This window comes from Streptomyces caniscabiei (genome assembly GCF_014930365.1).
GTDB lineage: Bacteria > Actinomycetota > Actinomycetes > Streptomycetales > Streptomycetaceae > Streptomyces > Streptomyces caniscabiei.
Genome location: NZ_JABXWI010000006.1, coordinates 19,134 through 39,530 on the forward strand (window position 1 = coordinate 19,134; position 20,397 = coordinate 39,530).

Annotated in this window: 18 protein-coding genes; 9 read left to right on the forward strand and 9 right to left on the reverse strand. The window is 71.5% G+C overall.

Annotated features, from left to right (window positions below; genetic code table 11):
- Nucleotides 1-127 precede the first annotated feature (127 nt).
- Both HW837_RS17580 and msrA read left to right on the forward strand, forming a co-directional pair.
- Complete coding sequence (locus HW837_RS17580) at nucleotides 128-970, forward strand: MBL fold metallo-hydrolase (RefSeq protein WP_045563156.1); 843 nt, start codon at nucleotides 128-130, stop codon at nucleotides 968-970.
- A gap of 151 nt (nucleotides 971-1,121) precedes the next feature.
- A complete protein-coding gene (gene msrA, locus HW837_RS17585; RefSeq protein WP_045563157.1) occupies nucleotides 1,122-1,634 on the forward strand; it encodes a peptide-methionine (S)-S-oxide reductase MsrA in 513 nt (170 codons plus the stop codon).
- 187 nt (nucleotides 1,635-1,821) lie between these two features.
- Here msrA and HW837_RS17590 read toward each other — a convergent pair whose 3' ends face one another.
- From HW837_RS17590 to HW837_RS17600, 3 genes are all read right to left on the reverse strand, one after another.
- A complete protein-coding gene (locus HW837_RS17590) occupies nucleotides 1,822-2,916 on the reverse strand; it encodes a hypothetical protein (protein ID WP_045563158.1) in 1,095 nt (364 codons plus the stop codon).
- Entirely contained in the window at nucleotides 2,913-4,553 is a 1,641-nt protein-coding gene (locus HW837_RS17595; protein WP_045563159.1) for a M48 family metalloprotease, read from the reverse strand. The genes HW837_RS17590 and HW837_RS17595 overlap by 4 nt, the downstream gene beginning before the upstream one ends.
- Before the next feature lie 181 nt (nucleotides 4,554-4,734).
- Nucleotides 4,735-5,853, reverse strand: a complete 1,119-nt coding sequence (locus HW837_RS17600) for a hypothetical protein (RefSeq protein ID WP_045563160.1) — start codon at nucleotides 5,851-5,853, stop codon at nucleotides 4,735-4,737.
- Between the two features lie 277 nt (nucleotides 5,854-6,130).
- Between HW837_RS17600 and HW837_RS17605 the strand changes: the two genes are divergently transcribed.
- Nucleotides 6,131-7,285, forward strand: coding sequence for a cystathionine gamma-synthase (locus HW837_RS17605; RefSeq protein ID WP_045563161.1), 1,155 nt, complete (start codon nucleotides 6,131-6,133; stop codon nucleotides 7,283-7,285).
- A gap of 37 nt (nucleotides 7,286-7,322) precedes the next feature.
- On the opposite strand, the gene HW837_RS17610 is transcribed toward HW837_RS17605, so the two are convergent.
- From HW837_RS17610 to HW837_RS17620, 3 genes are all read right to left on the reverse strand, one after another.
- The gene (locus HW837_RS17610; RefSeq protein WP_045563162.1) at nucleotides 7,323-7,571 is read right to left on the reverse strand and encodes a hypothetical protein; all 249 of its coding nucleotides are present in this window, start codon (nucleotides 7,569-7,571) and stop codon (nucleotides 7,323-7,325) included.
- The gene (locus tag HW837_RS17615) at nucleotides 7,568-8,059 is read right to left on the reverse strand and encodes a sigma factor-like helix-turn-helix DNA-binding protein (RefSeq protein ID WP_177261939.1); all 492 of its coding nucleotides are present in this window, start codon (nucleotides 8,057-8,059) and stop codon (nucleotides 7,568-7,570) included. Before HW837_RS17615 ends, HW837_RS17610 begins: the two co-directional genes overlap by 4 nt.
- A gap of 82 nt (nucleotides 8,060-8,141) precedes the next feature.
- Nucleotides 8,142-8,636 (reverse strand): MarR family winged helix-turn-helix transcriptional regulator, encoded by a 495-nt coding sequence (locus HW837_RS17620; RefSeq protein WP_177261938.1) that lies wholly within the window; start codon nucleotides 8,634-8,636, stop codon nucleotides 8,142-8,144.
- Nucleotides 8,637-8,800: 164 nt separating this feature from the next.
- Here HW837_RS17620 and ilvA point away from each other — a divergent pair, with 164 nt between their 5' ends.
- The 3 genes from ilvA to HW837_RS17635 all read left to right on the forward strand — a co-directional run bounded on the left by ilvA (nucleotide 8,801) and on the right by HW837_RS17635 (nucleotide 12,094).
- A complete protein-coding gene (ilvA, locus tag HW837_RS17625) occupies nucleotides 8,801-10,030 on the forward strand; it encodes a threonine ammonia-lyase (RefSeq protein WP_045563187.1) in 1,230 nt (409 codons plus the stop codon).
- Between the two features lie 199 nt (nucleotides 10,031-10,229).
- On the forward strand, nucleotides 10,230-11,252 hold the full coding sequence (locus HW837_RS17630; RefSeq protein WP_060883500.1) for an ATP-binding cassette domain-containing protein: 1,023 nt from the start codon (nucleotides 10,230-10,232) through the stop codon (nucleotides 11,250-11,252).
- Entirely contained in the window at nucleotides 11,249-12,094 is an 846-nt protein-coding gene (locus HW837_RS17635) for an ABC transporter permease (protein ID WP_045563165.1), read from the forward strand. The genes HW837_RS17630 and HW837_RS17635 overlap by 4 nt, the downstream gene beginning before the upstream one ends.
- Nucleotides 12,095-12,175: 81 nt before the next feature.
- Here HW837_RS17635 and greA read toward each other — a convergent pair whose 3' ends face one another.
- Nucleotides 12,176-12,676: a transcription elongation factor GreA gene (gene greA / locus HW837_RS17640; protein WP_045563166.1), complete on the reverse strand. Its 501-nt coding sequence runs from the start codon at nucleotides 12,674-12,676 to the stop codon at nucleotides 12,176-12,178.
- A 154-nt stretch (nucleotides 12,677-12,830) separates the two neighbouring features.
- On the reverse strand, nucleotides 12,831-13,229 hold the full coding sequence (locus HW837_RS17645; protein ID WP_045563167.1) for a DUF4307 domain-containing protein: 399 nt from the start codon (nucleotides 13,227-13,229) through the stop codon (nucleotides 12,831-12,833).
- A 247-nt stretch (nucleotides 13,230-13,476) separates the two neighbouring features.
- Between HW837_RS17645 and mca the strand changes: the two genes are divergently transcribed.
- Both mca and HW837_RS17655 read left to right on the forward strand, forming a co-directional pair.
- Nucleotides 13,477-14,328 (forward strand): mycothiol conjugate amidase Mca, encoded by an 852-nt coding sequence (gene mca / locus HW837_RS17650; protein WP_045563168.1) that lies wholly within the window; start codon nucleotides 13,477-13,479, stop codon nucleotides 14,326-14,328.
- 21 nt (nucleotides 14,329-14,349) lie between these two features.
- Nucleotides 14,350-14,595 (forward strand): hypothetical protein, encoded by a 246-nt coding sequence (locus tag HW837_RS17655; protein ID WP_045563169.1) that lies wholly within the window; start codon nucleotides 14,350-14,352, stop codon nucleotides 14,593-14,595.
- A 99-nt stretch (nucleotides 14,596-14,694) separates the two neighbouring features.
- On the opposite strand, the gene HW837_RS17660 is transcribed toward HW837_RS17655, so the two are convergent.
- A complete protein-coding gene (locus HW837_RS17660; RefSeq protein WP_093790371.1) occupies nucleotides 14,695-17,973 on the reverse strand; it encodes a tetratricopeptide repeat protein in 3,279 nt (1,092 codons plus the stop codon).
- 236 nt (nucleotides 17,974-18,209) lie between these two features.
- Between HW837_RS17660 and HW837_RS17665 the strand changes: the two genes are divergently transcribed.
- A complete protein-coding gene (locus HW837_RS17665) occupies nucleotides 18,210-20,267 on the forward strand; it encodes a thioredoxin domain-containing protein (RefSeq protein ID WP_045563171.1) in 2,058 nt (685 codons plus the stop codon).
- Nucleotides 20,268-20,397: the final 130 nt, after the last annotated feature.

Here is a 20,397-nt window from a genome sequence, read left to right on the forward strand (position 1 = left end):
AGCGGCACGGGGGCTGCGCCCCGTGCCGCTTGCCCCTTGCGTGGTGCGGCCGGACGATGAAGGGGCGGGGGAGAGACAGGCGGCGCGACGCGATCACCACCCGGGGGGCCGACGAGGTGTGAGCGACATGCCCCTGCAGAAGACCCGTCCGGGCACGGTCCACAGACTGCGCCCGGACATCCAAGTTCTCGCCGACAGCCTGGAGGTGCCTGGGATCGGGCACATCCCGGTCAACGCGTTCGTCCTGCTGTCCGACCAGCCGGTCGTGGTCGACACCGGCCTGGGTCTGCCCGACCGGAACTTCGTCGAAGTGGTCAGTTCGGTGCTGGATCCGAAGGACGTGTGCTGGATCTGGCTCACCCACCCCGACCGCGACCACACCGGCGGCCTCTTCGACCTGCTCGCGGCGGCGCCCGGCGCCCGGGTCGTGACGACCTTCGTCGGCGCGGGGATCCTCTCCTGCGAACGCCCGCTGCCGCTTGACCGCTGCTACCTCCTGAACCCCGGCGAGACGATGGACATCGGCGACCGCACCCTCACCGGTTTCCGCCCGCCGCTGTTCGACAACCCCGCCACCGTCGGCTTCTTCGACGACCTCTCCGGTGTCTGCTTCAGCTCCGACTGCTTCGGCGCGCCGCTCGCCACGGCCGACCTCGCCCAGGCCGGCGACGTCCGGGACGTCGCCGTCGACGATCTGCGGACCGCCCAGCTGCTGTGGGCCACGGTGGACAGCCCCTGGGTCAGGACGGTCGACATGGACAAGTACCTGGCGACCATGCAGCCGCTGAAGGACCGCAAGCCCGACCTGGTCCTCTCCACCCACCTGCCCCCGGCGGCGGGCATCACCGGGTCCCTCCTGGACACCGTCGCCACGGCCCCCGACGCCCCGTCCTTCACGGGCCCGGACCAGGCGGCCCTGGAACGAATGCTGGCGGAATTCGAGCCGAAGGGCGGCGGACACGGCCCCTGAGCGGCCGCGCGCCTCTCGCCGTGCCGCACGACAGGACCGGCGCGGAATCGCCCGGAGCCCTCGCGCGTTGAGGACGGTGGGCATCGGACTGGCGGCGGGGTGCGAGACGAGTACACCGGGTCACCGAGCTGACACGCATGGGAGGGTCGCGATGACCGCGCAGACGCAGAGGGCCGTGCTGGCGGGCGGATGTTTCTGGGGAATGCAGGATCTGATCCGCCGGCTCCCGGGGGTGACGGCGACCCGGGTCGGATACACCGGGGGCGACGTGCCGAACGCCACGTACCGGAACCACGGCACGCACGCGGAGGCCATCGAGATCCTGTTCGACCCCGAGAGGACCGACTTCCGAGCGCTCCTGGAGTTCTTCTTCCAGATCCACGACCCGAGCACCAGGAACCGCCAGGGCAATGACATCGGCCTCAGCTACCGCTCGGCGATCTACTACGTGGACGACGAGCAGAAGCGGATCGCCGAGGACACGATCGCGGACGTGGACGCCTCCGGCCTGTGGCCGGGCAGGGTCGTCACCGAGGTGGAGCCGGTCGGGCCCTTCTGGGAGGCCGAGCCCGAGCACCAGGACTACCTGCAGCGCTACCCGGACGGCTACACCTGCCACTTCCCGCGCCCGGGGTGGCGGCTGCCCGCCCGCACGGAGGGCTGACCGCGAGAGCCCGCCCCCGCGAGGGCTGACCGCGAGACCCAGCCCGCACGAGGGCTGACCGTGAGACGGCCCGGCGGCCCGACGGCCCGACGGAAGGCGGGGCTCCGGAGCCGGCTGTGAACGAGCGGGCGGTACCCGGAGACGTTCCGGGTACCGCCCGCACACCTGGGCCCGTGGGCCCGCCCGCTCAGTCGGCCGAGGACGCCGCCACCACCTGCGCCGAGGCGTTGCGGATACGGCAGTAGTACTCGGCCATCGCCGCGCCGTCGCCCTGATAGCGCCACGGCAGCGCGTTGACGTACCCGTCGACCAGCTTGAACTGTTCGAGGGCGGCGTCGTCGCGGTCCTGGAGGGCGAGGTAGTACGCGAGCAGGTGCCGGAGTTCCGGGAGGCGGGGGTGGGTCGGGTCGGCCGCGGCGGCGTCCGCGAGACCGGCGTCCACCCGGCCGATCATCGTCGGGGTGCGGTCCGCCTCCGCGTCGTCCGACGTGTCGTGCTCGAAGTGCGCGATCAGCGGCAGGACGGTCAGCAGGCCGCCCAGCGGCGCGTTCGCCGCGGCGCGCTCGGCGAACTCCGTCGCCAGCTTCTCCGAGCCCCGCCACTTCGCGCACCAGTACTGCAACGCCGAGAAGTGGGCCTCGTAGTGGTGCGGCGCGCGGGCGATGATCTCCGCCCAGAGCCTGTCCATCTCCGCGTGCGGATAGCCGAGCCCGAGGGCGACCGTGATCTCCGTGACGTACGGCGTGGGGTCGTCGGGGTTCAGCAGCGCGGCCCGCGCGATCTCCTCCCGGGCGCGCTCCAGCATCCGGTGGAACCCGGCGAACTGCTCCTGGGTCGTGTACTTGGCCTTCTTCGCGCCCCGCAGGTTCCCGGCGAGGAACACCGTGCTGCGGGCGCGGACCACGGCCGCGTCCGGGTCGTCGGGGCGGTCGGCCTCCCAGGCGAGCAGCCACTCGTCGTCCTCGGCGGCGATGTCGGCGAGCAGGGCCGTCGCGCGGGAGCGCCGGTCCCAGTCGCGGCCGATGTCCTGCAGCAGCTTGGCGCCCGCCTTCCAGTCACCGCCGCGCACGGCCGCGAGCGTCGCGTCCCAGCCGGCGGGCAGAGCACCCGCGTACTCGGTGTTCTGCCGCTCCGCGGGCAGCAGCCCCATCGATTCGGCGGCATCCGGGTCGACGTCGCCGCTGGGGCGGAAGAACTCCTTGAGGAACACCCCGGCGATCCAGAGCCCGAAGAGCAGGGTCGGCACCGCCAGGACGGCCAGTATCCACAGCAGTACGGTCATCGCGGGGCGTCCGTTTCTCTGGCGGCGGGGCCTTGGGGGCTGGGCAGCAGCATGCGCAGCGGGCGCGTGTCGGGGTGGTCGGCGACGGCCGCCTCGATCGCGGCGCCGAGGTCGGTCTCGGTGCCGTCCGGCGCGGGCGCCAGCCGGGCCGCGGCCGGTTCCGACCAGGAGAACTCCCAGCTCAACCGGGAGTGCACGCTCAGCTCGGCCAGCACCATGCCCTGCAGCGCGTCGGCCAGCGCGGGCCGCACGAACTCACGGAAGGCCCGGCCCTTCGCCTCGGCCGCCTGGTCGGACAGGGGCAGCCGCCGCGCCAGCTGCCACAGCTGACCGTCGTCGATCACCTTGAGCAGCGCGGCCAGTGTCGGGTGCTCCTTGGTGTACATGGCGAGCGCCCGGTGCAGTGGGGTGTCGAGGGAGGCGAAGTTCGCGACCATCGACCCGTCGAGCAGTTCCTGCCAGTCGCCGGTGCGCCGGAAGCGCAGCACGTCCTCGGTGAGGACCGCGTCCTCCAGCGCCGCGAGGGTCCGGTCGGGGTCGACGAGCAGGCCCAGCGCCGCGCCCCTGGCCTCGTCGGTGCGGCCGTCGGCGGGCAGCGCCTCGATCCGCTCGACCCGGTCCGCGATGGGCGGGTGCGAGTCGTACGGCGAGGCCGGCTCGGTCGGCAGGTCGGTGCGCAGGCCGACCAGTTCGAGCTGGCGGGCGGAGAGCATGCGCCCGTATCCGCCGAAGAACTCGCCGCGCGGCGGCATCAGCCGGGCCTCGGCGCCGAGCGTGGCGTAGCTGTTCATGTAGAAGCCGAACGCCGCGTCCAGCGCCGGGATCTCGCGCAGCGCCGACGCGGTGGCGTCCCGGCCGGCGATGCGGGCGGACGCGAGGTCGGCGGCGTACTCCTGGCGGCGTGAACCGGCGAGGGTGGCGCGCATGTACAGCTTGGCGTAGCCGATGTAGATCTTCGCCATCGCGCGATACGTGATGCCCGCGTGCCCGGTGTCGATCTCCCTGGTCTTCTTCCCCTTGGCCGCGGCCTTGGCGTTCTTCTTCTCCTGCCGGGCCCGCTCGCGTCCGGCGGTCCTGTCGGCCCGGTCCTCGAAGTGCCGGACGGTGCGCAGCACCTGGGACCGGCCGCGCACGGTGAGGGCGGCGAGGCGGGTGTCGGCGTTCGAGTAGTGGCCCAGCTCATGGGCGAGGACCGCGCGCAGCTGCGCCTCGGTCAGGCCCTGGAGCAGGGGGACACCGAGGTAGAGGCGGCGCGGGCCGGGGAGCAGGCCGAGCAGCCGGGCGTCCTCGGCGACCGCGGCGTTGACGTCGGCCGTCAGGACGATCCGGGAGGGCGCCCGGGTGCCGACCTGGTCGGCCAACTCCCGTACGGTACGCCACAGTTCGGGCTCGTCGGCCTCGGTCACCGGCAGGCCGGGCGGTTCCTCTCCCTTGGGCGTCCGCAGCATGAACAGACCGCGGACCAGCGGGATCGCGAGCAGTACGGAGACCACGTACAGCTTGGCGGCGACGCCGGACGGAGCGTGCAGATGGAGCAGGTAGTCGGCGCCGGCGAGCGCCGCGAGCAGGATCACGCCGAGCAGATAGAAGCCGGCGAGCAGCACGAGGGCGCGCAGTGCGCGCAGGGTCGCGCCCATTGGGCAGGTTTCCCCCCACGGAAAGATCGCGAACGATCATGTATACGGTGAAAACGGTCGGTCTAGGACGTGTCCATGACCAAAGGTGTGAGGGGCGGAGTATTTCGCACGGATGTGCGGAGTCGCAAGGGCTTACTGGAGGGCTCGACGTCTCACGAGGAGGGCTCGGCGATTCACGAGGTCAGTGCGGAAGCGTCGCCGGGCTGCCGCCGTTCGCCTCGTATCCCGCCACCGCCAGCGCCCGGTATATCGCGTAGTCCGCGGCCGGGTCGGAGGTGAGGGTCCAGGGCAGGGCGCCCACATGGCCGTCGACGTGGACGAGCTGGTTCATCGCCTCGGACCAGCGCTCGGAGCGGACCAGGAAGAAGATCAGCAGATGGCGGACATGGGCCAGCATCGGATCGTCGGGGCGCGCGGCGTGCGCCGCGAACAGGGCGCCGTGGATCGCCTTGGTCACGACCTCGCTCTCGTAGAAGCCCTGCACCAGGTTCACCTCGGGCAGGTGCTCGAAGACCGCGAAGAGCGGCATGGCTGCCAGGAGCGAGCCCTGCGGCGCCCGGGCGGCGGCCGCCTCCGCGAAGGAGTACGCCAGCTCCCGCGAACCGTGCCACTTCTCGCACCAGTAGTGCAGGGCCGCTAGATGGGCGCCCATGTGCTCCGGCGCCCGGTCCAAGATCTTCAGCCAGAGCTGCTCGAACTCCGCACGGGGGTACGCGAGCCCCCGCGCCACGGACAGCTCGATGAGGTACGGGATGGGGTCACCGGGGGCCAGCAGCGCCGCGTCGGCACACGCCGACCTGGCCTCCTCCATGATGATCCGGAAGTCGTCCGTGCCCGGCGTCGACGTCCGCCACGCCTGCTGCACCAGGAACTCCGCGTGCACCGCCGCGCCGCCCGCGTCCTTCGGTGCCTCCGCGCGCCACACCCGCAGCCACTGCCCGCCCGGCGTCTCGCCCACCCCGCCGGGCCGCTGCGCCAGCTCCAGCGCCGCCGCGCCCGCGAACGCCTGCACCCGCTGCCATCTGACCTCGCCGACCGCCTCCGTACCGGCCAGCAGCTGCTTCGCCGCGCGGTAGTCCTGGGAGCGCTGCACCACGTCCAGCACGTCCAGCAGATCCTGGTCCGGCCCCGGCATCCGCACGTCCAGCAGCTCCTGGCGCATGAACCCGTAGTCCGCGGGGTCGGCCGCGTCCGGATGCCCCGCCTCGACCTGCTGAATGCCGGCCCGCCGCCGCGCCACGATCGGCCACACCACGAACCCGACCATGAGCATCGCCATCAGGACCCAGAGAATCTCCATGCCACAAGGGTTCCAGACGCCACCGACAATTGCCCAACCCGGTCGCGGGCCTGTGGACAACTCCCGAGGCTGACCTGTGGACAACCCCTGGGTCCGCGCCACGGCCAGGGGCGCGGACCGTGTCCGACGCGCGCCCCGCCACACGGCCAGGACCCGCCGCACGGCCAGGACCGGCCACGTGGCCAGGACCGGCCACGGGCATCTGTCATCGACCGTTCACAGGCCCCCCGGGCCGTTGGGCACCCAACACCCGGCGCACCGCTTAGGCTCGATACCCATGAGCGACACCCACACCAGCCAACACTTCGAGACCCTCGCGATCCACGCGGGCAACACCGCGGATCCCCTCACCGGCGCCGTCGTCCCGCCGATCTACCAGGTCTCGACCTTCAAGCAGGACGGCGTAGGGGGTCTGCGCGGCGGCTACGAGTACAGCCGCAGCGCCAACCCCACCCGCACCGCGCTGGAGGAGAACCTCGCCGCCCTGGAGGGCGGCCGTCGCGGCCTCGCCTTCGCCTCCGGGCTGGCCGCCGAGGACTGCCTGCTGCGCACACTGCTCAGCCCCGGCGACCACGTGGTCATCCCCAACGACGCGTACGGCGGCACGTTCCGTCTCTTCGCGAAGGTCGTCTCCCGGTGGGGCGTGGACTGGTCGGTCGCCGACACCTCCGACCCCGCGGCCGTCCGCGCCGCCATCACCCCCAAGACCAAGGTCGTCTGGGTGGAGACCCCCTCCAACCCGCTGCTCGGGATCACCGACATCCCGGCCGTCGCCCAGGTCGCCCGCGAGGCCGGCGCGAAGCTGGTCGTCGACAACACCTTCGCCACCCCCTACCTCCAGCAGCCGCTCGCCCTCGGCGCGGACGTCGTCGTGCACTCGCTGACCAAGTACATGGGCGGCCACTCCGACGTCGTCGGCGGCGCCCTGATCGTCGACGACCAGGAGCTGGGCGAGGAACTGGCGTACCACCAGAACGCGATGGGCGCGGTCGCCGGTCCCTTCGACTCCTGGCTGGTGCTGCGCGGCACCAAGACGCTCGCCGTCCGCATGGACCGGCACAGCGAGAACGCCACCAAGGTCGCCGACATGCTGACCCGGCACCCGCGCGTGGCCGGCGTCTACTACCCCGGCCTGCCCGAGCACCCCGGCCACGAGGTCGCCGCCAAGCAGATGAAGGCGTTCGGCGGCATGGTGTCGTTCCGGGTCACCGGCGGTGAGGAAGCGGCCCTGGAGGTCTGCAACCGCGCCAAGGTGTTCACCCTCGGCGAGTCCCTGGGCGGCGTCGAGTCCCTGATCGAGCACCCCGGACGCATGACGCACGCCTCGGTGGCCGGCTCGGCCCTGGAGGTGCCGGCCGACCTCGTCCGCCTCTCCGTGGGCATCGAGAACGTCGACGACCTCCTCGCCGACCTCCAGCAGGCCCTCGGCTAGGCACCCCCGCCCGGGGCCGGTCCCCGGCGAGGGGCGTTCACCAGTCCGTCACCGGTGGGGTCGTCGTCGACGGCGGCTCCACCCAGGGACGCGTCGTCAGCGCCCACACGAAGAACGCGACCACGGCGGCCGTCAGCACCAGCCACAGTACGCGGCGGGCCACCGTCCGGCGCCGCAGCATGCGCCCGCCGCGCAGCATCGCCGCCGCGCACAGATCCGGCGGCACCTGGACCGGCGTGCGCTCCAGGATCCGCCGCACGGCCGTCTCACGCTCCCGCAGACTCATGACGGCGCCACCTCCACCACCTTCTTGGCGGCGGCCTCACGCGGGGGATGCAGGACGGTCGCCATCGCGCGCAGACAGATCGTCCGCACCCGCTCGACGGGCAGCCCGAGCAGCGCCGCCGTCTGCTCCTCGGCGACCCCCTCGTAGAGCCGCAGGACCAGGATCAGCCGCTCCTGCGGGCTGAGCACGCGCAGGGCGCCCACGCGCGCGTGGCGGAAGAGAGCGTGGTGGTGCCAGGCCGCGCGCGCGAAACGGACGGCCAGCTGCTGACGGGTCCGGTCGTAGGGGTCCTCGCCGCGCAGCCGGTCCCAGGTGGCGTACGTGTGCGCGAGGGCGTGCGTCAGCAGCCGCCGCGCGCGCGGGTTGTCGCCCGGCGCCTCCGCCGTGAGCAGGGTGGCCGTCTGCAGCAGCCGCCCCGCCGCACCCGCGACGAACGCCTCGAACTCCCGTGCCCGGCGGGCGCCTTGGACCACTTGCCGATCTCGCACCGCGCCTCCCGCCTGAGGCCGGCCCTGAGGGGAACAGGGCCCCGATCTCATATGAGGCCAGGAGCGGGGGCGCGGTCAAGGGTCAGGAGGGCGACGGTGCCTCCGGCGCCGCCGCCATACGGGTGGAGAGCGCCGTGTTGAAACGGGTGAGGAGCGAGCAGAACGCCTCGCGCTCCTCGGGCTGCCAGTCCTGGGTGAGTTCGGCCATCAGCTGACGCCTGGAGGAACGTACCTCCTCAAGGCGGGCGAGCCCACGCGGCGACAGCTGGAGCACCACCGCCCGGCCGTCCTCCGGGTGCGAGGTGCGCTTGACGAGACCGGTGTCCACGAGCGGCGCCACCTGACGGGTGACCGTCGAGGAGTCGATCCCCATGCTCGCCGCGAGCGCCTTGACGCCCATCGGGCCTTCGTTGTCGAGGCGGTTCAGCAGCAGGTACGCGGCACGGTCCATGGAGTTGCGCACCTGCCCGACGCCGCCGAGCCGGGTCTGTTCGGCACGGCGCGCGAACACCGCGACCTCGTGCTGCAGCGTGTCGAGAAGACCGGTGTCACCGACGGTCGTCATGTCCATCGACATTTCAGGTGTTGTGGGCATGGCCAAAGGCTCAATTCATGCGTGGGGCGCTGGGTTGGGGGACAGAGTACGCGGACCGGGCGCGGGGTGTACCGGCGCCGCTGAAACCCGTCCCGCGCCTTGGTCACACCCGCGTTCCACCGCTGTGAACTGCGAGACTGGTGGTCATGAGCTACAGCACGGCTGACTCCTTTCCGGTGGTGACGCTCGACGACGTGCGAGGCGCCCAGAAGATGCTTACCGGCGTCGCACGTGTCACCGCGATGGAGGGCAGCAGGCATCTGTCGCAGCTCGTCGGCGCGCCGGTGCACCTCAAGTGCGAGAACCTCCAGCGGACGGGCTCGTTCAAACTGCGCGGCGCGTACGTCCGGATCGCCGGCCTGCTGCCCGAGGAGCGCGCCGCCGGTGTCGTCGCCGCGAGCGCCGGCAACCACGCCCAGGGCGTCGCCCTCGCCTCCTCCTTGCTCGGGGTGCGCTCCACGGTCTTCATGCCGAAGGGCGCCCCGCTGCCGAAGATCAGCGCGACCGAGGAGTACGGCGCCGCGGTGCGGCTGCACGGCACCGTGGTCGACGAGACGCTGGCCGCGGCCCAGGAGTACGCGGCCGAGACGGGCGCGGTGTTCATCCACCCGTTCGACCACCCCGACGTCATCGCGGGTCAGGGCACGGTCGGCCTGGAGATCCTGGAGCAGTGCCCGGAGGTGCGCACGATCGTCGTCGGGGTCGGCGGCGGAGGACTCGCGGCCGGTATCGCGGTCGCGGTGAAGGCGCTGCGGCCCGATGTGCGGGTCGTCGGCGTCCAGGCGGAGGGCGCCGCCGCGTATCCGCCGTCGCTGGCGGCCGGGCTGCCCGTGGCGGTCGCGAACCCGGCGACGATGGCCGACGGCATCAAGGTCGGACGGCCCGGCGACGTGCCGTTCGGGATCGTCGCCGAACTGGTGGACGAGGTCCGCACGGTCTCGGAGTACGACCTCTCCAGCGCCCTGCTGCTCTGCCTGGAGCGGGCCAAGCTGGTCGTGGAACCGGCCGGCGCCAGCCCCGTCGCGGCCCTGCTGCGCGAGCCGGGGTCCTTCGAGGGTCCGGTCGTCGCGGTGCTCTCCGGCGGCAACGTCGACCCGCTGCTGATGCAGCGCATCCTGCGGCACGGCATGGCCGCCGGTGGCCGCTACCTGCAGGTACGGCTGCGGCTCACCGACCGGCCCGGCGCCCTCGCGACACTTCTGGGGGTGTTGTCAGGGGTCGACGCTAATGTCCTGGACGTGAGCCACGTACGGACCGACCCCCGGCTCGGGCTCACGGAGGTGGAGGTCGAACTGCACCTGGAGACGAGGGGCCCGAAGCACTGCGCCGAGGTCAACCTCGCCCTGCGCGAGGCGGGTTACACCGTCATCGACTGAGGCCGGCGCCTTTTCGATCCGCACGCGTCACCCGTTCGGGTAAGTCCATTGAGAGACGCGATACATCGCGTTATGGTGTGTCTCGTGTCCGGTGTGCCGTTCTCGTCGCTCCGCTGTTCCGCTGCTGCTGTTCCGCTGTCCGTTGTTTCGCTGTCCGCTGTTCCACTGTGAAAGAACCCCGACGACGTGGAGAAATCACATGCCAGCCGCCATCCAAGCCGAAGGCCTGGTGAAGACCTTCGGTGACGTAAGAGCCCTCGACGGCGTCGATCTCGACGTCCCCGAGGGCACCGTGCTGGGACTGCTCGGGCCGAACGGCGCGGGCAAGACGACCACCGTCCGCTGCCTCACCACCCTGCTGCGGCCCGACAGCGGCAGGGCCGTGGTGGCCGGCATCGATGTGCTGAAGGACCCCGACGCCGTACGGCGCTCGGTCGGTCTCTCCGGCCAGTTCGCCGCGGTCGACGAATATCTGACGGGCCGTGAGAACCTGCAGATGGTCGGCCAGCTCTACCAGATGCGGGCCCGGGACGCGAAGGTGCGCGCGGGTGAGCTGCTGGAGCAGTTCCACCTCGCCGACGCCGCCGACCGCCCCGCCAAGACCTACTCCGGCGGAATGCGCCGCCGGCTCGACCTGGCCGCCGCGCTGGTGGTGTCGCCGCCGGTGATGTTCATGGACGAGCCGACCACCGGACTCGATCCGCGCAACCGCCAGCAACTGTGGGACGTGATCAAGCAATTGGTCTCCGGCGGCACGACGCTGCTGCTCACCACCCAGTACCTGGAGGAGGCCGACCACCTCGCGCACGACATCGCCGTCGTCGACCACGGCCGTGTCATCGCCCGCGGCACCTCCGACCAGCTCAAGGCCCGCACCGGCGGCGAGCGCGTCGAGGTCGTCGTGCACGAGCGCGAGCGCATCCCGGCCGCCGTCGAGGTGCTGACCGGCTTCGGCAAGGGCGGGACCACCGTCGAGGAGCACACGCGCAAGCTCACCGTGCCCGTCACCGGCGGTGCCAAGCTCCTCGCCGAGGTCATCCGCGAGCTGGACACCAGAGGCATCGAGATCGACGACATCGGCCTGCGCCGCCCCACCCTGGACGACGTGTTCCTCTCCCTGACGGGACACCTCGCCGAGGTGAAGGACGAGACCGGTACCGAGGGGCAGGGGGAGGCGGCCGACGCGAAGGGGCGCGGCCGTAGGAAGGAGGGGTCCAGGTGAGTACCGCCACCAGAACCGCACGCGTCGCACCGTCCGGCAATCCGTTCACCCGGTCCGTCCGGGACTCGTTGGTCGTCGCCAAGCGCAATCTGATCCGTATGTCCCGCATCCCGGAAATGGTGATCTTCGGGCTCATCCAGCCCATCATGTTCGTGGTGCTGTTCACCTATGTCTTCGGTGGCTCCATGAACATCGGCGGGACCACCGACCCCGATGTCTACACCGAGTTCCTGATGGCCGGCATCTTCGCGCAGACCGTCACCTTCGCCACCGCGGGCGCCGGAGCGGGCATCGCCGACGACATGCACAAGGGGCTCATCGACCGTTTCCGCTCGCTGCCCATGGCGCGCGGTGCCGTGCTCACCGGGCGGACGCTGGCGGACCTCGTCCAGACGGCGCTCACCCTGGCCGTGCTGGCCGTGGTCGCCCTGCTCGTCGGCTGGCGCACCCACACCAACGTCGGCGAGGTCCTCGGCGCCTTCGGCCTGCTGCTCCTGCTCGGATACGCCTTCACCTGGGTCGGCGCGCTGATCGGGCTCTCCGTGCGCACCCCCGAGGCGGCCACCTCCGGCGGGCTGATCTGGCTCTTCCCGGTCACCTTCATCTCGAACGCGTTCGTGGACTCCAGCAGGATGACGCCGTGGCTCCAGCACGTCGCCGACTGGAACCCGTTCAGCGCCACCGTCCAGGCCTGCCGCGAGCTCTTCGGCAACCCGGGGGTCTCGCCCTCGGACGCCTGGCCCATGCAGCACCCGGTGTGGGCCTCGCTGATCTACTCGGTCCTCATCATCGTCATATTCCGCACCCTGTCCGTGCGGAAGTACCGCTCGGCGGCGGCATGAGCGGCCACCGCCCCCGTGCATGACCGGGCCCCCGGCGCCGAGGGGGCGCCGGGGGCCATGGGGCGAGCGGGGGACGGGCGGTCAGCTCTGGTAGGGCACGGCCTTGAGGATCTTCACCGAGGCGAACTTGCCGTTCGGCAGCTCGTACTGGGCGTCCTGGCCGACCTTCTTGCCGATCACGCCCGAGCCGAGCGGGGACTGCGGCGAGTAGGTCTCGATGTCGGAGCTGGCGTACTCCCGGGAGGCGAGCAGGAAGGTCACGGTGTCGTCCTCGTCGCCGTCGAAGGCGATCGTCACGACCATGCCGGGAGCCACCGCGCCGTCCGCCGACGCCGGCGCCTCGCCGACCTTCGCGTTCTCCAGGAGCTGGGTCAGCTGGCGCACACGGAGCTCCTGCTTGCCCTGCTCCTCCTTGGCCGCGTGGTACCCGCCGTTCTCGCGCAGGTCGCCCTCCTCGCGCGCGGCCGCGATCTTGGCGGCGATCTCCGTGCGCGCAGGACCAGACAGGTAGTCCAGCTCGGCCCTGAGCTGGTTGTACGCCTCCTGGGTCAGCCAGGTGACGTTCTCGCTGGTCTGGGTCACAGGTGCTCCTCGTAGGTACTGGGAATACAAAGCATCGCCCTACACAGAAGAATGTTCCTTCACGAGTGGGCGAAACCACGAGCCTAACAATTCAGCGGCGGATGGGGGAGGACATAAACCACAAGCGTTACGTCGACGCAGGTCAGGGTCGCGTTCAGTCGGCGTGGCAGCCGAGCAGTTCGGCGGTGGTGCCGCGCGCGGTCGTCTTCAGGGTGACGACCTCGTCGATGTCGGTGGTCGCGGCGTCGAAGCGGAAGTCGGCGCGGCCCACCTCGGCGCCGTCCTCGGACTGGGAGCGCACGGTGCAGTAGCCCGGGACACCGGCGTCCTTGTCGCCCCTGAGGTGCACCTTCACCGAACGCGCCGAGGTATCGAAGGTGTAGATCTCGACGCTGATCCTGTTGCCGGCGACGTAGTGGTAGGCGAACCAGCCGATGAGGACGAGGAGGGCCGCGCCGAGGACGCTGCCGATGACCTTGAGCTTGCGGTCGGCGCGCTCGTCCGCGGAGCGGCCGTAGCGGCCCTCGGGAAGCCGCGTGCTCGCCGTCGTCATGGTCGCCCTCTCCGATCCGGTCCGATCCGGGATCCGGTCTGATCCGGTCGATCTCCCGACGGGGAATATCCCGCCCTCCGATGCCGTCACTATAGAAGCCCCCGCCCAGCGCCTGACGGCCGCCCCACACGGGTGTCCGAGCGGGACGGCAGTATGGACTCACCGGATCGCGCCGGGCCGAGTCACCGTAGTTCAGGCCGGGCGCCGAGTGACGAGGGAATGAGTCTTGACTGACCAGCTGCGACTGATGGCCGTGCACGCGCACCCCGACGACGAGTCGAGCAAGGGTGCGGCCACCATGGCGAAGTATGTGTCCGAGGGGGTGGACGTGCTGGTCGTGACCTGCACGGGCGGCGAGCGCGGCTCCATCCTCAATCCGAAACTGCAGGGCGACAAGTACATCGAGGAGCACATTCACGAGGTGCGCAAGAAGGAGATGGACGAGGCCCGCGAGATCCTCGGCGTCAGCCAGGAGTGGCTCGGCTTCGTCGACTCCGGCCTCCCCGAGGGAGACCCGCTGCCGCCGCTTCCCGACGGCTGCTTCGCCCTGGAGGACGTCGACAAGGCGGCCGGTGAGCTGGTCCGGAAGATCCGCGCGTTCCGTCCGCAGGTGATCACCACCTACGACGAGAACGGCGGATACCCGCACCCCGACCACATCATGACCCACAAGATCTCGATGGTGGCGTTCGAGGGCGCGGCGGACACCGAGCAGTACCCCGAGGCGGAGTACGGCCCGGCGTACCAGCCGCAGAAGCTCTATTACAACCAGGGCTTCAACCGCCCGCGCACCGAGGCGCTGCACCACGCCCTGCTGGATCGCGGTCTGGAGTCCCCCTACGGCGACTGGCTCAAGCGCTGGGACGAGTCCGACCACAAGGACCGCACCCTCACCACGCATGTGCCCTGCGCCGACTTCTTCGAGATCCGTGACAAGGCCCTCATCGCCCACGCCACGCAGATCGACCCCGACGGCGGCTGGTTCCGGGTCCCGATGGAGATCCAGCGGGAGGTCTGGCCGACCGAGGAGTACGAGCTCGCGAAGTCCCTCGTGGACACCTCGCTCCCGGAGGACGACCTCTTTGCGGGCATCCGCTAGCCCTGGGGGACAATGCCAGGCATGAGCGTAAGCCTGGCAGTCGCACACCTCGTCCCCCTCGCCAAGGAGGTGGACGAGGACAAGGTCACCCCCGGCGTCCTCGGTTTCATCGTCTTCGCGGTGATGGCCCTGGCCGTCTGGGGCCTGATGAAGTCCATGAACAAGCAGATGGGCAAGGTCGACTTCGAGGAGTCGCCGGACCCGGACGCCTCCGTCGAGGAGACGGCGACGGACACGGCCGGGAGGACGACCCCGGCGAAGGGCTGACCGCCGGCGCGACGGCTTCAGGGGCGGACCGCGTGACACCGGAGAGGTGCCGCGCGGTCACGCCCTGCCGTCGCCCGGTGAGGGGCGGCGAGCCCGTGCTCACCCGTGGCCGCCCGGCACCGGCACCCCCATCACCTCGCGCGCGTGGCGGTTCGGGACCATGCCGAGGGTCCAGGCGCGCCAGCCGCTCTCCAGGTTCACGCCGCGTTCTAGGAGGAGCTGGTAGGCCTCGATGTACTCGGTGAGTTTCTCGTCACGCAGAGGGTGGTCCGTGCGGGACAGGTGGGCCAGATCCTCCTGGGCGACGGCCGTGCCGATCTCGACGCCGCCGGGAGCCGCGTAGGGCAGCAGGGTGCACTTGAGGAAGCGGGCCCAGTCCTCGCCGCGCCGGTCGCCGTAGGAGGCGAAGAGGCGGGCGGCCTCCTCGCAGAGGGCCAGTGCCTGGGGGGTGCGGTTGTTGCCCGCGTCCACGACCGCCAGTTCCAGGCAGGTCCAGGCCTCCCCGTGGGCGACGCCGATGCGCTGGAAGTCGGCGCGGGCGTCGACGAGGAGCTGGCGGGCGAAGCCGGAGTTGCGCAGGGAGCCGGTCTGCACGGCGCGCTGGTCGCGGGTGACACGGGCGGAGTGGTGGCGGGCACAGGCCAGGCCGTAGACGTCCCGCATCCGGGAGAACATCGTGCGGGAGCGCTCCAGCTCGCGGACCGCCTGGTCGAGGTTGCCGGTCTCCTCCAGGGCCTGGCCCAGGTAGTAGCCGGACCAGGCCTCGCCGCGGGCGTCCTCGTTGTCGCGGTGACGCGAGGCGGCCTGGCGCAGCCCGTCGACGGCGGCGGAGGGATCCCCGGCGATGAGGCGGGCGCGGGCCAGCTGGGTCATCGACCAGGCCTCGCCGCGCGGGTCACGGGTGCGGCCGAACAGGTCGAGCGCGGTGCGCAGTTCGGTTTCCGCGCGCGGTATCTCGCCCATGCGCAGCAGCAGTTGGCCGAGCTGGAAGTAGGCCCAGCCCTCGCCGTGCAGGGACTCCTGCTGGCGGTGGAGGACCAGTGCGCGGGTCAGCAGGTCCAGGGAGTCCGCCAGATGGGATCGGTCGCGTTCCACCGCCGCGAGGGCGTGCATCGTCCAGGCGCGGTCCGCCGCCAGTTCGGCGGTCGACTGCATCTGCAGGGCCTCCAGGAGCTTCTCCGCCGCCTCGGTCAGATTGCCCTGGTGGTGGAGGGTGATGCCCAGGGAGCACAGGGCACGGGCGGCGCCCGCGTCGTGGTTGGTCTCCATGTACAGGTTGACCACCGACGCCAGGGTCGTGCGGGACTTGTCGAGCTCGCCCAGCTGACGGGCGGCGATACCCGTACGCCACTGCACGGAGCGGGTCAGCAGGCCCTGCCCCACCGACTGGGCCAGCTCGTTGAGCTCACCGAGGCGGTAGAGGTCGCCGCGCAGCAGGCAGTAGTCGCACAGGGCGCCCAGCAGGCTGAGCACGGCCGCCTCGTTCACGCCCTCCGCGTGCCGGAGCGTGGAGGTGATGAAGCTGGTCTCGTCGTCCAGCCAGCGCAGCGCCTCCTCCAGGGACACGAAGCCGTGCTGGCCGAAGCGGTCCGAGCGGGTCGACATGTTGCCGTCGACGAGACGCAGGACGGAGTCGGCCAGGTCCGCGTACGTGACGATGAGGCGTTCCTGCGCGGCGGTGCGCTCGCTCGGCTCCTCCTCGTCGAGGAGGCGGGCCTGGGCGAAGGCGCGGACCAGGTCGTGCAGGCGGTAGCGGTTGCCGTGGACGTGGTCGATCAGGCCCGCGCGGGCGAGCGCGGTGAGGTGACGGGTCGCCTCGGTCTCGTCGGTGGCGAGGAGCGAGGCGGCCGCCGCCGCGCCCAGGGAGGCGCGGCCCGCCAGCGCCAGCCGACGGAACAACTGGCGCGAGGACTCCCCGAAGTCGGTGTAGCGCAGCCACAGGGCGCGCTCGACCGGCTCGACCGGGCCGTACGCGCCCAGGTCGGTGGCCAGCCGGCGGGGCTCACGCGGGCCCAGAGAAGAGCCGGCGACGCGCAGAGCGAGGGGCAGGCCGCCGCACAGCTCCCGGATCCGGGCGACGGCTTCGGCGTTGTACGAGTTCGGGTCGGTCACTTTCACGGCTTTCGCCGAGCCCGAGTTGCCGTACGCCTGAGCCGGCGGACCCGAGGACAGCGCCTCGGCCGCCTGGGCCACCGTTTCCAGGAGTTCCAGCGCGCCCTCTCCGTCGAGCGCCTCGACGGGGAGCTGGTGGACCCAGGCGGGCAGGTCGGCGGGGAGGGCGAGCGGGGAGCGGGCGGTGACCAGGACGAGGCTGTCGGAGCGCTCGGGGACGAGGGCGCGGACCTGCTCGGGGTCGGAGGCGTCGTCCAGGACGATCGTCACCGGCAGCGCGGTCAGATGCTGGTGGTACAGCTCGCTGAGCCGTTTGACCTGCTGGTCCTGGGAGGTGCGCTCACGGAAGAGCAACTGGTCGCGGGGGGCGCCGAGACGATTCAGCAGATGCATCAGCGCGTCCCGGGTCGACAGCGGCGGCTCCTCCGGGCTGTCGGCGCGCAGATCGACCACGCAGGCGCCCCGGAAGTAGTCCCGCAGCTCGTGTGTGGCGCGGACGGCGAGAGCGGTGCGGCCGGAGCCGGACGCGCCGTGCAGCACGACGACGGTCGGCCGGGTCTCGGTCTCCGCGCGGGCCGCCTGCACCCACTGGCGGATCTTCCCCATCTCCGCCCGTCGGCCCGCGAACCGGTCGTCGGCCTCGGGGAGTTGGGCGAACGACTGCTCCAGTACGTTGCGCCGCCGGGCCGCCGCGCTCTTGTCGGCGCCGCGCAGTCGGGGCGTCTTCTTCGCGGTCGCCGTCGACGCGGCGAGGACGCGCTGCTGGTCGAGGAACGGGCGGATGCCGCGCACCTCCAGTGCCGTCAGCCACTGCAACCGGAGCTGCTCGGGGCCGCCGGGCTGGCTCAGGGCGCCCGCGTGGTGGTGGGCGGCCGGGAGGTGGGAGGCGGTGACCTTCAGGACGGTGGCCACGGCGCTCGCGATGCCGACGATCACCCCCGTGCTCACGGCGGTGCCGGGGGCGACGCCGAAGGAGAGGTCGGCGACGACCGCCGTGCCGGCGGCAACGGCCGCGACCAGCACGGGAGTTCCGGCGCCCTCCTTGGCGTAGCGCCGGCGGAAGGTGGGGCGGCCGGCCTCGGACTCGTCCAGTGCGCGGGTGTAGGTCTCGTACTCCTCGGCCGCGTTCTGCGCCATCGTGTCCAGGGACGCGCGTGCCCGGCCGAGCAGGACGACGCCGTCGGTGCGGCCGCCCGACCTGCGGACCTCCTCCTCGACCGCCCGGACCAACAGCCGTTCGGCCTCCCCCCGGTGGCTGTCCCGCATCACACGTCCCCCTATCGCCGAAACGGTTGCCTCCGGCCAGTGTGCGGGGCGTAGTCCGACTAGGCGAGAGGGCGTGATCGTGGGCGGGGGCTCGGGTGCGAGGTTTCGCCGTGGGGGGTCCGGTTGTCGGCCGGGTGCGGGTCTGTTGTGGTTGCTCGCGCAGTTCCCCGCGCCCCTTTCAGGCGCGCGCCCCGTGCTGAACTGCGATTCCCGGGTACTGGGGAATGATGGTGCCCATGGCGAACCGACTGGCCCACGAGACATCTCCCTACCTCCTCCAGCACGCCGACAACCCGGTCGACTGGTGGCCGTGGTCGGCCGAGGCGTTCGAGGAGGCGCGCAGGCGGGGAGTGCCGGTGCTGCTCAGCGTCGGGTACTCCAGTTGCCACTGGTGCCATGTGATGGCGCACGAGTCGTTCGAGGACCGGGAGACCGCCGACTATCTGAACGCGCACTTCGTGAGCGTGAAGGTCGACCGGGAGGAGCGGCCGGACGTCGACGCGGTCTACATGGAGGCCGTGCAGGCGGCGACCGGGCAGGGCGGCTGGCCCATGACCGTGTTCCTGACCCCGGAGGGCGAGCCCTTCTACTTCGGCACCTACTTCCCGCCCGCCCCCCGTCACGGCATGCCCTCCTTCCGGCAGGTGCTGGAGGGGGTGCGGGCGGCCTGGACGGACCGGCGCGACGAGGTCGCCGAGGTCGCCGGGAAGATCGTGCGGGATCTGGCGGGACGGGAGCTGAAGTTCGAGGCGGTCGACGTGCCCGGCGAGGACGAGCTCGCGCAGGCGCTGCTGGGGCTCACCCGGGAGTACGACGCGGCGCGGGGCGGCTTCGGCAGGGCGCCCAAGTTCCCGCCGTCGATGGTGATCGAGTTCCTGCTGCGGCACGCCGCGCGCACCGGCTCCGAGGGCGCGCTCCAGATGGCGCGGGACACCTGCGAGCGGATGGCCCGCGGCGGCATCTACGACCAGCTCGGCGGCGGCTTCGCGCGGTACTCCGTCGACCGTGAGTGGGTCGTGCCGCACTTCGAAAAGATGCTGTACGACAACGCCCTGCTGTGCCGTGTGTACGCCCACCTGTGGCGGGCGACCGGTTCCGAGCTGGCCCGGCGCGTCGCCCTGGAGACGGCCGACTTCATGGTCCGCGAACTGCGCACGAACGAGGGCGGGTTCGCCTCGGCACTGGACGCCGACAGCGACGACGGGACGGGCTCCGGGAAGCATGTCGAGGGCGCCTACTACGTCTGGACGCCCGAGCAGTTGAGCGAAGTGCTTGGTGAGGAGGACGCCGCGCTCGCCGCTCACTACTTCGGGGTCACGGAGGAGGGGACCTTCGAAGAGGGGGCTTCCGTTCTCCAACTGCCGCAGCACGAGGGTGTGTTCGACGCCGAACGGATCGAGTCGGTCAGGACGCGGCTGAACGAGGCGCGTGCGCGCCGGCCCGCCCCGGGCCGCGACGACAAGGTGGTGGCCGCCTGGAACGGCCTCGCCGTCGCCGCGCTCGCCGAGACCGGCGCGTACTTCGACCGCCCCGACCTGGTGGACGCCGCGATCGCCGCCGCCGACCTCCTCGTACGACTGCACCTGGATGAGCGGGCGCGGCTCGCGCGGACCAGCAAGGACGGGCAGGTCGGGGCCAACGCGGGGGTGCTGGAGGACTACGCGGACGTCGCCGAGGGGTTCCTGGCGCTGGCGTCGGTCACGGGGGAGGGGGTGTGGCTGGAGTTCGCCGGGTTCCTGCTCGACCATGTGCTCGCGCGGTTCGTCGACGAGGAGTCGGGGGCGCTGTTCGACACCGCGGCCGACGCGGAGAAGCTGATCCGGCGGCCGCAGGACCCGACCGACAACGCCACGCCGTCGGGGTGGAGCGCGGCGGCGGGCGCCCTGCTGAGCTATGCCGCGCACACCGCCTCCGAGCCTCATCGGACGGCCGCCGAACGGGCGTTGGGCGTGGTGAAGGCCCTGGGCCCGAGGGCGCCGAGGTTCATCGGATGGGGACTGGCCACGGCGGAGGCGCTGCTCGACGGGCCGCGTGAGGTGGCGGTCGTCGGACCCGAGGGGCATCCGGGGACGAAGGAGCTGCACCGGACGGCGTTGCTGGGGACCGCGCCGGGCGCGGTGGTGGCCGTGGGGACCACGGACAGTGACGAACTGCCGCTGCTGGCCGACCGTCCGCTCGTCGGCGGTGAACCGACCGCGTACGTCTGCCGTAACTTCACCTGTGACGCTCCTACGACAGATGTCGACAGGCTGCGCACGGCGCTCGGATCGCCCGCCACGGGCGCAACCGGCTGAAACGCGCCGGTCCGGGACTAGGACAAGATCGAACAACTGGCTGGAAACAGGCCGGTGTGCGGACACATCCGATTAGATGTTCCCCCGAACGGAAACACGGTTTTTATCGGAAGGGTCCCCGGGATTCACA